This is a genomic window from Pseudoalteromonas sp. TAE56, assembly GCF_000497955.1.
Lineage (GTDB): Bacteria > Pseudomonadota > Gammaproteobacteria > Enterobacterales > Alteromonadaceae > Pseudoalteromonas.
In genome coordinates this window covers 20532-31027 of sequence record NZ_AUTN01000155.1, presented here as the reverse complement: position 1 = coordinate 31027, position 10496 = coordinate 20532, and the positions used below count along the sequence as shown (strand labels likewise).

At 40.0% G+C, this 10496-nt stretch carries 9 protein-coding genes and 3 pseudogenes; 5 read left to right on the top strand and 7 right to left on the bottom strand.

Going from position 1 to position 10496, the window contains the following annotated elements:
- The 5 genes from L656_RS0119845 to L656_RS0119825 all read left to right on the top strand — a co-directional run.
- Positions 1-1000 (top strand): aldehyde dehydrogenase family protein (locus L656_RS0119845; protein ID WP_024600503.1); only part of this gene is annotated, 1000 nt, incomplete at its 5' end.
- 500 nt (positions 1001-1500) lie between these two features.
- Entirely contained in the window at positions 1501-1980 is a 480-nt protein-coding gene (locus L656_RS0119840; protein WP_024600502.1) for a hypothetical protein, read from the top strand.
- A 179-nt stretch (positions 1981-2159) separates the two neighbouring features.
- A complete protein-coding gene (locus tag L656_RS0119835; protein WP_002961863.1) occupies positions 2160-2570 on the top strand; it encodes a hypothetical protein in 411 nt (136 codons plus the stop codon).
- 112 nt (positions 2571-2682) lie between these two features.
- Positions 2683-3264, top strand: coding sequence for a hypothetical protein (locus L656_RS0119830; protein WP_011329854.1), 582 nt, complete (start codon positions 2683-2685; stop codon positions 3262-3264).
- 85 nt (positions 3265-3349) lie between these two features.
- Complete coding sequence (locus L656_RS0119825) at positions 3350-4057, top strand: TOPRIM nucleotidyl transferase/hydrolase domain-containing protein (protein ID WP_024600501.1); 708 nt, start codon at positions 3350-3352, stop codon at positions 4055-4057.
- 28 nt (positions 4058-4085) lie between these two features.
- Here the strand turns inward: L656_RS0119825 and L656_RS1000000123540 are convergent.
- The 7 genes and pseudogenes from L656_RS1000000123540 to L656_RS01000000122455 all read right to left on the bottom strand — a co-directional run.
- Positions 4086-4337, bottom strand: a pseudogene (locus L656_RS1000000123540) (IS110 family transposase); the annotation flags it as partial.
- A 129-nt stretch (positions 4338-4466) separates the two neighbouring features.
- Positions 4467-5258 (bottom strand): sterol desaturase family protein, encoded by a 792-nt coding sequence (locus tag L656_RS0119820; protein ID WP_024600500.1) that lies wholly within the window; start codon positions 5256-5258, stop codon positions 4467-4469.
- A complete protein-coding gene (locus L656_RS0119815; protein WP_024600499.1) occupies positions 5251-5895 on the bottom strand; it encodes a CDP-alcohol phosphatidyltransferase family protein in 645 nt (214 codons plus the stop codon). The genes L656_RS0119820 and L656_RS0119815 overlap by 8 nt, the downstream gene beginning before the upstream one ends.
- A 16-nt stretch (positions 5896-5911) precedes the next feature.
- Positions 5912-6550: an ATP-binding cassette domain-containing protein gene (locus tag L656_RS0119810; RefSeq protein ID WP_024600498.1), complete on the bottom strand. Its 639-nt coding sequence runs from the start codon at positions 6548-6550 to the stop codon at positions 5912-5914.
- 55 nt (positions 6551-6605) lie between these two features.
- Positions 6606-8361 (bottom strand): annotated as a pseudogene (locus tag L656_RS01000000122460) (ABC transporter permease).
- A complete protein-coding gene (locus L656_RS0119800; RefSeq protein WP_024600497.1) occupies positions 8358-9692 on the bottom strand; it encodes an ABC transporter substrate-binding protein in 1335 nt (444 codons plus the stop codon). Before L656_RS0119800 ends, L656_RS01000000122460 begins: the two are co-directional and overlap by 4 nt.
- Positions 9679-10495 (bottom strand): annotated as a pseudogene (locus L656_RS01000000122455) (DUF547 domain-containing protein). Before L656_RS01000000122455 ends, L656_RS0119800 begins: the two are co-directional and overlap by 14 nt.
- Position 10496 lies beyond the last annotated feature (1 nt).

Genomic DNA, 10496 nt, shown 5'->3' with positions numbered 1-10496 from the left:
GCTAGCCCCAGCCTTAGCTGCGGGTAACTGTGTAATACTAAAACCAGCAGAGCAAACCCCTGCCTCTATTTTAGTGCTGATGGAAGTGATTGGCGACTTATTGCCAGCGGGCGTACTCAACGTAGTTAATGGCTTTGGAAAAGAAGCAGGTGAAGCTTTGGCTACCAACACCCGCATTGCTAAAATCGCCTTTACGGGGTCTACCCCAGTGGGTTCACATATTTTAAAATGCGCCGCCGAAAATATTATTCCGTCAACGGTAGAGCTAGGTGGTAAGTCACCCAATATTTTCTTTAGCGATGTAATGGACAAAGACGACGCGTTTTTATCTAAAGCAATAGAGGGCGCAATATTGGCCTACTTTAACCAAGGTGAAGTATGTACTTGCCCATCGCGACTATTTATTCAAGAAGATATTTACGAGCAATTTATTGAACGCATTTTACAGCGTACAGCACAAATTAAACGCGGTAACCCGCTAGATACCGAAACCATGGTAGGTGCGCAGGCGTCTAAAGCGCAATTCGATAAAATATTAAGCTACATCGAAATTGGTAAAAAAGAAGGTGCCGAAGTACTTACTGGTGGTAACGTAGAGCAGTTAAGCGATGATCTTAACGGCGGATATTACATTCAGCCTACGCTATTAAAAGGCACCAACGACATGCGGGTATTCCAAGAAGAGATTTTTGGCCCGGTTATTTCAATGTCGACCTTTAAAGACGAAGCCGAAGCGTTGGCACTTGCCAATAGCTCTGAATTTGGTTTAGGCGCCGGTGTATGGAGCCGCAACATGAACCAAGCGTATCGTATGGGGCGTAAAATTGAGGCAGGCCGTGTATGGACTAACTGCTACCACATGTATCCGGCTCATGCCGCGTTTGGCGGCTATAAAAAATCAGGTATTGGTCGCGAAAACCACAAACTCGCACTGGGTCACTACCAACAAACTAAAAACCTATTAGTAAGCTACAGCGAAGATCCGCTCGGCTTCTTTTAATTTTAAGTACAAAGTTAAAATAAACAACCGTTAAGTAATGACAGCGCTGCATATTTGCAGCGCTTTTTTGTACATTGATTTAATTAATTTAAAACGACTCAACCGCGTTATCGCTCTTAGCACTAGGATAGTGCGTACCATGAAATTACATAAAAGTTGTAACCCATACCCATTGAAGGTAAGCATCAATCGTGTTTTTGCACACTTTTATTATATGTGTTCTTTTTTCAGTGTTAATAAAGGGTATTTCATACAAGCTAAATTTATAACTAATAACTGTATAAATTGGCAATAGTTGCGGCTTTGTCGGATAACATTATTAAAAGTCGTTTTGGGGCATTTTAACAAAGGCAGTTTTATAACACACGTAATTACTTGTTTACATTAGAGTTGTTTGATGGAACTATTAAGCTATGTAATATACGCCGTTTTGGGGTGTTATAAACCCCCAAAGTGGTGTTCAATAAGCTGTTATGCCCATAAGGAGAAGATAGACCAAAATGGATACGTCTGAACTAATAGAACTTTTTGGAAAGAATATTGATTCCAATGAAGTGAATGATTTTTTAAAAAAATATCCATCATTTAAAATTGACAGACCTGATTGTGGTACTCAATACGTTGAATCAAAAGAAGAAGGTGTAGATCTATTGTTCGAGCCAGATGATGGAACTCAAGGTGGTAAAACAAAACACCTGAGAAATTGCCAAAGTATATTTCTATATTCTCAAGGCATGGATGATCATGAGCAATATTCCGGGAAAATACCATTAGGGTTTATTTTCTCAGATTCTCGGCAAGCACTTATAAATAAATCTACTCCAGAAAGAACATGGAAAATTGGTAAAGGTGAGGTTGAGGTTAGTTTTCCTAACCCAAGTCATGATAGGTGGGACTTAGGTGATAAATATTTATCAGCCCATTACAGCAAGAAAACGGGTGCTATCATGTACTTTATATTTAGTCGAAAAAAGGCATAACAAGTTGCTGCAAACGGACTCCGCAAGCTGTCACGATTTTTGCGGAGCAAAAATACATGCCAACTTGCTACGCAGGTGAGCAAGGCGTTATATGCCTAAAATAGTCATTAGTATAATATCTAACATGGTACATCTTTTGCTTTAATATCAAATATCTATTAATGCACGAGGAGTTTAATATGAATATTTCAAATGTAGGGCAAAACTATTCCATTACGACAGCATCTAGCGGCAATAAAATGCCGACTGAATCTATTGCTGTAGAAAAAAACATAAACCAAAATAATTCACAACCTACAAAGATTGATATGAGAAACATATCAATTGATGAAATTAATACATTAATTAAATCAGGGGAAAGTGCTTTACTTGATGTGGTGCCATTTATACCATTAAATGTTCTTGAACAATATAATAATGATCCCGAAAAAATAGGTAAAATCAAAGTAGACTTAATTGGGCAAGTTGAAAAATCTATAGATTTTAAAAAAAGCATTGGTGAGAATACTGACTTTTTATCAGGTGTTTTAAATAAATTTAAAGATCTTGACGGTAAACAGCTAAATGGAAAGGTTGATATCTTAGCATAATACGGCATCTAACAAGCAAATAAACTAGGACAAAAAACAGTTGGCTTTTTGCTCCTTCGTCGCCATTTTAGCCAACAATTTTTTGCCTGTTATTTGGGCGTTAGTTACCATCATGAATCGAACTCATTTAGCACTTGTATTCACATTAGGAATATTCTTTTTGCCCATCATATTCTTAATTTGGGACGAAAATGTTGATCCTCCTTTTATTTCAAATTCAATATATGACTTCTTGGTATATAAGCTAATCCCAGTATTGGCAGGCATATTAAGTATTATATTCTTTGCCTTCTCGTATAGGAAATATAAAAGCTGTAGTCACTATCAACAACAAATGAAACATCAATTTGAAGACCAAGGTAAATTTCGCTCAACGTTAGGTATGATTTTTTTACCTGTTTTAGTATATGGTTGGATTTGGGCTGCTATCGGTGCTCCAATCAAATTATGGGCTTATTATTCTGTGAATGAATATTGGTCAAAAGAGTACCATTTAAGTAAGGTTGAGAGTTGTGGTAGTGATTATGAATATGAGTGTACTCGCCTCACTTTTTTAGACTTAGATAGCAATAATAAACACTCTGTTAGATGGTACTATGATAAATCATCATTGATGAAAGTTAGAAATAAAAATATAAATGTCATCGGTGAACAAGGTTATTTCGGTTATATTATCAATGGACTGGAGTGGTAACTAACAACACGCCCTGAGGTGGACGACTAGTAAAATTCAGCCATTTTATTGCCTCTGAATGAGGCGTTATATTTTTAGGTGAAGTATGTCAGATTTCGAAAGAATTCAATATGGTGTAATTCAAGACCAACTTTGTGAAGAGATGCGATGGGATGCAGCAAGTAGAGAGTCAGCACTGGAACAGTGCATATATTTATTTGTTGAAGGAGAAAGTGAAGAAGGCGCTTTTAGGATTTTGTTGGAAGAAGGTTTAGGGATTAACTTTTCTGACTACGGTGTCGTTATCGCTAATTACAATGGTATAGGTAATTTAAAGCATGTAATCAGAATAATGAACCAAACATTGAGCCACGATCGCCCAATGATTTTTACTTTTGACGATGACGACCCATCTAAAGTTCCAGCAAAAAACACTTTGCCAAGTAACGTTCATTTGTTCAAAGTTCCTTGTACACCGACAGTTACTTTATCAAATGGGTTACAAGGCGGTTCCTTTGAAGAGTCTTTTAAGTCTTGTGACTTTATTGATGCATGTTTTGAAACGAACTTTTTAAAAGCTAACCCTCAGATTTCCAAACAAAGCTTTATTAATGTATTCGACAAAACTAAGCCGTTTTATGCTCAGATTGTAAAATTCTTAAAGGCTCAAGGGTTGTCGATATATACTTTATCTAAGCCTGAAATAGCGGAGAATATGGCAGTGTCCTGTACTCCGGAACCAGATACATATGTAAAACTGGCAGATTTAATTCAACAAATACGAACTCAAAATCCAGTAAAAGTAAAAATATAACAACACGCCCTGAGGTGGACAGCAAGCACTAAAGCTCACTTTCCACCGCAAATTTTAACAGCGGTGATCCCTTACTTTTCAATGCGATTAAGTAAGTTGATTCATCGTAGGGCGTATGTGTTTTCCAGCACCTAAATAGTATTCTTATCCACTTAAATGCTAATGATCTGATGATGGTATTATGGGGTTTTCCTTTGGCTTCTTGCTGCCGATAATATGCTTTTGCCCAAAATGAATAACGCACAGATAATCCTGCCCATTCGACAAATTTTTGCTTTAAAATTTAGAAATTATACAGACATCCTTAAAGTTTTCACCTGGCGTATTCATAGAGTATTTTATTTATACCAATCTACATCAAAGGGCTTTTAAGTAGATTGGCATTGTGTAAAGTGCAATATAGTTGTTTTTACTTGTTTTTAAACGGCATGATGAGTAACCCCCACAGCGAGGCGTTTTGCTTAGCACTTGGGTATTCAACCAAACCTATATCTATTTCTGCGTCGACTTTTTTGGCCTCACTTTTATAGCTGCCAAAAAGTTTGTCCCACCAAATTACGCTAAACCCATAGTTTGAGTTTGTTTCACTCACTACTTTACTATGGTGAATGCGGTGCAGTATTTGCGTCATTAATATAAGGCGTAGTGGCTTTTCAATGGCGTTTGGTAGGCGTATGTTTGCATGGTTAAACAAGGCGAGTCCATTTAACGCGATTTCAAATATAAGTACGGCAATGGCGGGTACGCCAAGTGCAGTAACTGCAATGAGTTTTATAACTATGCTGAGCACAATTTCGATGGGGTGAAAGCGCAGGCCTGTACTGGTATCTACGTGCGCATCGGCGTGGTGTACGCGGTGCAAACGCCATAATAGTGGCACTTTATGAAACAATCTGTGCTGCCAATAAATGAGTATATCGAGCAGTACAAGGCTTAGCACTATGGTTACTATGCTAGGTATGGCTAGTTGGTTAAATAAGCCAATGCTGTGCTCTTGATTATAAAGTGCTACTGCGGTTAAACCAATAGGTACGGCTAAGCGCGCAATCACAGATGAGGCAAACACTAAGCCAAAATTTGCAAACCAGCGAGTGCTGCTTTTAATGGGCGATTGCCTTGCGGGTTGTCGCCATTCAAGCAGCATCATTATGCCTAAAATGCTAAAAAAGCAACCGAGTCGCCACCAAACTTCGTTAGTCATTATTATTTATAACCTCATTGGCTTCTTGCTGTTTAAGTGTGTGGTAGCCGCCATGTATACGGGTAAATATGGTAATGGCGCAGGCTACAGCAAATGTGCCGGCGAGGAGGGCAAAGTGCTGCGGCCAAATACAAAAGGCTATAAATAGCGCTATTGTTTCTGTGCCTTCGGTTAAGCCATTTAAGTAGTAAAAGCTTTTGTATTTAAATTGTGGTTTTTCGAGTTTAAACTTTTCAGCGGCTATGGCAAAGGCTAAAAAGCTTGAACCCGTGCCAATAAATGCAGCGAGTAATATAGCGCCTGCAATGGCGTTTTGTTCGGGGTTTGCCAAAATAAAGCCAAGCGGAATGGCCGCGTAAAATAAAAAGTCGAGTGTAATATCTAAAAAGCCGCCGGCGCTTGAGCTTAAATTAGCATGGCGTGCTAGTGCGCCGTCAAGCCCATCTAAAATGCGATTTAAAACAATAGCAGCTAATGCGCCGTACCACATTTCAAAAGCAAGTAATGGCACTGCGAGCAAGCCAATTAAAAAGCCAAATACCGTTAGCTGATCGGGTGTTATGCCGCGCTTATGTATCAGCATTACCACAGGCTTTAACAGTGGCTTTATTACAGGGGTGATAAATTTATCTAACATAGGGAGCCTTGTGCGCTTAAAGTACAGTATTTAAGGTGAAAAGTTTACCGTTTGCAGCGTCGTGATCGCTATGATCGTGCGTTACCATAATGGCAGGCAGTTTATGTTGGCGTATTTGGCTAAACACCAATTCACGAGTATCAACGCGCAGTTGCGTGTCGAGCTTACTAAAAGGCTCATCGAGTAAAATAGCTTTTGGCTCACTTAATAATAGTCGTAATAGCGCAACGCGCGCTTGTTGACCGCCCGACAAGCTATCGGGATGGCGATTGGCCATTCCTTTTAAACCAACTTGCTCAAGTGCGTGTTCTATTTTTTCAAGGCGTTGTTTTTTATTGCCTTTGGGCATTGCAAAGGCAATGTTACCAGCAACAGTTAAATGCGAAAACAATAAAGCGTCTTGATAAAGCACTCCAATATGGCGCAAGTGTGGAGGGGTGTTATCGATATTTTGACCATTAAGCCACACCTCTCCATTGGCCTTAAAGCTACTTGGTAAAGTACCCGTAAGCCAATTTAATAAGCTTGATTTACCACTGCCTGATGGGCCCATAATAGTCAGAATTTCACCGCCATTAACTTGCTCGTTTAAGCTAAGTAACAGTTCATTTTGGCGATAAAGCTGACAATTTTTAATCTGTAACGATGACTGCATTAAAAAACCTTAACCCTGATAGTGTTAAACATGGGTGCTTTACATATGTGCACGTTTAAACACGTGCACTTTTGAAAAAATATTTAGGTAAACCCCATGCCAGTATAAATCCAATAAGCGGTAACACCATTTGCATAATAGCGTACACGGCACTGGTGCGTCTGCTTGCGCCATTGGCAAGCGTAACAGCTTCGGTTGTTATTGTGGCTATACGNCCCGCCGCCAGCTAAAAGCGTGGGGAGGTATTGTCCAAAACTAATAGCTAAGCCCAGTGCGGCTGCAATTAAAATAGGGGCAAACAACTGTGGTAGTTTTACTTTAAAAAACACCTTACATGGCGCTGCGCCTAAGCTTGCTGCAACATGAGCGAAACGAGGGTCTAAACGTCTATAGCTGCTCGCAAGTGACAAAAACACATAAGGCAGCACAAATAATAAATGCGTAAGTACTACATTAAAAAATGCGGCTTGGTTATTTACCAATTGTTGTATCCATACTAGCCCAAATAAAAAGGCAATACTGGGCACTAATAACGGTAAGTAAATAATTAAACTGGTAAAACGAGAAATAGGTTTATCACTCAACTGCTCTGATTCTAAACACAATAAAGTAAGAATAATGGCAAATAGCGTGGTTACTAAACCGATTGCTAGCGTATTAAAAAGCGGGCTGCCCATTTGCATTAGCGCACTTTTAAAATGCAGTAGTGTAAATTGTTCAGGCATTGCATCTGGAAAGCGCCAAAAACCTGCAACCGACCACATAACTAAACCAATAAGCGACAATAGTATAAAGCTAATTACTAATGCGGTGAGTACGACCGTTATTTTTTGCCAATAAAATCCGCCGTATTCACGCACCCCATTAGTGAGCGAGTCGCTAAATAATACTTTTATGGCTTTTTCTCCGGCAAGCCAAAGGGCTAACAACCCGCCTGTAACAGCCAGTTGTAATAAAGCACCTGCTGAGGCTTTAATACGCAGGTTTAAATCAACATCGTTAAACCAATGCATTATTGCAACGGCCAACGTGGGTGGTGTATTTGGGCCTAAAATGAGTGGCATTTCTACACTGGCACTTGCATAGGCAAGCACGGCTAAAAGGGGTAAACGCAGCAGCGGATAAAGACTTGGCAATATTACTTTAAAAAAGGCGGTCATTGGGCAATAACCCAAGTTAAGCGCAACCTTATGTTGTTGGCGTAATTTTTTGCCAAGCTCAGGTTGAGCAAGTACGCCCAGTGCCATTAATAATAAAAAGGGAAGCTCTTTGAGTGTTAAGCCTAAAATAATACTAATACCGAATGAATCATGCGGAAACATGCCGTTTGGCGCAAGTTCCCAGCCGCTTAACCAAGGCGACGCTAAGCGTGAAATCATACCTGAAGGGGCAATTAAAAACCCCACCGCAATAGCGGCGGCGGCATGAGGTATAACTAATATAGGGCTCAATAAACGCTGAATTCGGTTAAGCCACGGGCTGTTAAAAAACGCAGCTAAAATCATTAAGGTAATGATAAATGCAAGCAAAGTACTTATTAAGCCTGTTGCGACGCTTAAGGTAACCATTTGGGTAAGGCCAGGTGTTTGCCAAAGGGCATTAAAACCTTGCAAGCTAAACGTTGTTTGCTCAAGTACGGGCGCATAACCAAAGGCAGGCAGCAATACGCTAATTAAGCCACCAAGTACGGGTAATATAAGTAAAGCGAGTAAAAATCGCGGGCTAAATTTTACAATGCGCGTAAACATATCGGTGCTGCACTGCGTTGTTGCTTTGGTATTTACTGGTACACTTTTTGAAATAACGCTCATTGGCTTACTCCATAACGGGTTTGCCAACCTTGCATAATGGCGTTTACCCAGCTTGGATGAGGTTCGCTCAATGTGCGTTTAATACTGTTTAAAGGCAGTGCACTTGGATGCGGTTTAGCTGTTTTAAATAAGGCTTGCTGATCAGGTGTTAACGTTGATTGAATAAGTACGCTTTTATCGCCCCATATATGCGCTTTTTGTTTTTCAGCTTGCGCCTCAGGGCTCATTAAAAAATTAGCCACTAATTGCGCACTTTGCTGGTGGCTTGCATTGTAAGGGATTGCCACGAAATGGGTATTACTTAAACTGCCATCACTCATTGCATAGCTGCGAATGCTGTTTGGTAAATCATAGCGTTTTACAGCAGCCGGTACTTCTGGTGCAGAAAAAGTAAAGGCTAAACTCAACTCTGTATCGTCTACTAAGCGGCGCATTTGAGCACCACTTTGCATAAAATGAGTGCCACCACACCAAAGAGTTGGGTGTAATTTATCTAAAAAGTCCCACAGTGGGTTTAACACTTGCGCTGTATTTTTAGTTGTAGCTGGTTGGTTTAGCTGCGCTTTAATGTTTTCGCTGCTTTGCTGGTGCAGTACAACTAAGGCGTATTTTAAAAAGCTCATACCTAAAAAGTCAGGCGGCTTTGGGTAGCTAAAGCGACCAGGGTTTTGCGCGCTCCAGTTTAATAATTCGTTTAATGTCGTCGGCAATTTATTGTTTGCCTTACCATTTATTGCAATGCTGTCGTAATAAAATGTAAGTGACGCTTGCCCCCATGGAGCCTCCATACCATTGGTAGGTAAACCAAAGTCAAAGGTTACTGCAGGGTTATTAGCTGGATCGGTTAATGCAAAATAGGGGAGTTTATTAGCCCATTGTTTTAAAAGCAGAGAGTGCTCACTCATGGTGGCAAAGTTAGCCCCGTTGATCCACATTAAATCTACGCTGCCTTGGTTGTTATTGTTTGCTGATTTTTCGGCAAGTACACGGCTTACTGCTTCGCTGGTATCGCTTAATTTTACATGCACTAGGTTAATGTTGTACTTAGTTTTAACTTGCTGCGCTGCCCATTGAATATAGGCATTTATTTGCGCGTCGCCGCCCCATGCATAAAAGTATACATCTTGATTGCGACCAAGTGTTTGAACTTGTTGCCAGCGAGATCCCTGTTGTGTGTTAATTACTAAATTACTTTTACTATTTGAGTTAATAGCGGGATTAGCAAACGCAGTGCTCGAAAAAACAGCTAAATTTACGATTGCAAAAACGCAAAACGCGACACAGCAAAAGCTGTATCGCGTCAGTGTTTGCCAAAACTTAATGGCGAACATTTAAATCCCAGTTGTAGTCTAAAAATTTAACTTTCATGTCATCATTCTTAAGTGCTTTTTGCTGAGCGGGTATCAGTTTAAGGGCATCAGGATACTGCAAGAAAAACTGCTGTAGCGTGTTTGCACCTCTAAAGCCTTTTTCAAAGTCATCGCCGTACCACTTAAATATTGAAGACACGCTTAGCGTATTTTCTTGAGCCATATTACGTGTCATATCTGATAAAAAGCGCACCGTTTGCTCTTGCAATTGGCTTTCTAAATCAGTGGCTGTATACGCTTCCTCTCGAAGCGCTGGACAACCAATACTCGCGCAATTTACCGCAAAGTGAATGCGTGGGTCGTTGTATTTACCGCTACCACGTATTAAACCATGCTCAATATCATCAAGGCTGCGAGTTTTGCCAAGTAATGGCACAAACTCTTTACTCCATGGTGAGCTAAAAAAGCTCCCTAAGTCTTTAATTGATTTAAGATCTGGGTACTTTGTCAATATAAGTTCAACAGTCCACGCATTATAAGCATTGATTAAAAAAGCGAGTTGCTTAGGCTTTTCCCATGCGTCAAATTCGCTTTGCGTTACAGCCGTTAACGAATCTAAANGTTTTTAGCTGTGCATGCTCACGTTTTATGGCAGCGTAATCAACCTCAGTACTGTGATTATGGTTAATAGCAACAACATGCTTATTTAACAATGCATTCCAGCTATCGTGCATGTTTTGGGCTTGGGCCGAAAATGACGTTGTAAACGATGTTACAACTAAAGCCGAACCAAGTAGTAATGCTTTTAGAGGTGTTTTAAACATA

Excerpts from the sequence above, each read along its gene's own strand:
- L656_RS0119830 (WP_011329854.1), top strand. The coding sequence starts at position 2,683 with ATGAATCGAACTCATTTAGCACTTGTATTCACATTAGGAATATTCTTT.
- L656_RS0119815 (WP_024600499.1), bottom strand. The coding sequence starts at position 5,895 with ATGTTAGATAAATTTATCACCCCTGTAATAAAGCCACTGTTAAAGCCT.
- L656_RS0119810 (WP_024600498.1), bottom strand. The coding sequence starts at position 6,550 with ATGCAGTCATCGTTACAGATTAAAAATTGTCAGCTTTATCGCCAAAAT.
- L656_RS0119800 (WP_024600497.1), bottom strand. The coding sequence starts at position 9,692 with ATGTTCGCCATTAAGTTTTGGCAAACACTGACGCGATACAGCTTTTGC.
- L656_RS0119835 (WP_002961863.1), top strand. The coding sequence starts at position 2,160 with ATGAATATTTCAAATGTAGGGCAAAACTATTCCATTACGACAGCATCT.
- L656_RS0119840 (WP_024600502.1), top strand. The coding sequence starts at position 1,501 with ATGGATACGTCTGAACTAATAGAACTTTTTGGAAAGAATATTGATTCC.
- L656_RS0119825 (WP_024600501.1), top strand. The coding sequence starts at position 3,350 with ATGTCAGATTTCGAAAGAATTCAATATGGTGTAATTCAAGACCAACTT.
- L656_RS0119820 (WP_024600500.1), bottom strand. The coding sequence starts at position 5,258 with ATGACTAACGAAGTTTGGTGGCGACTCGGTTGCTTTTTTAGCATTTTA.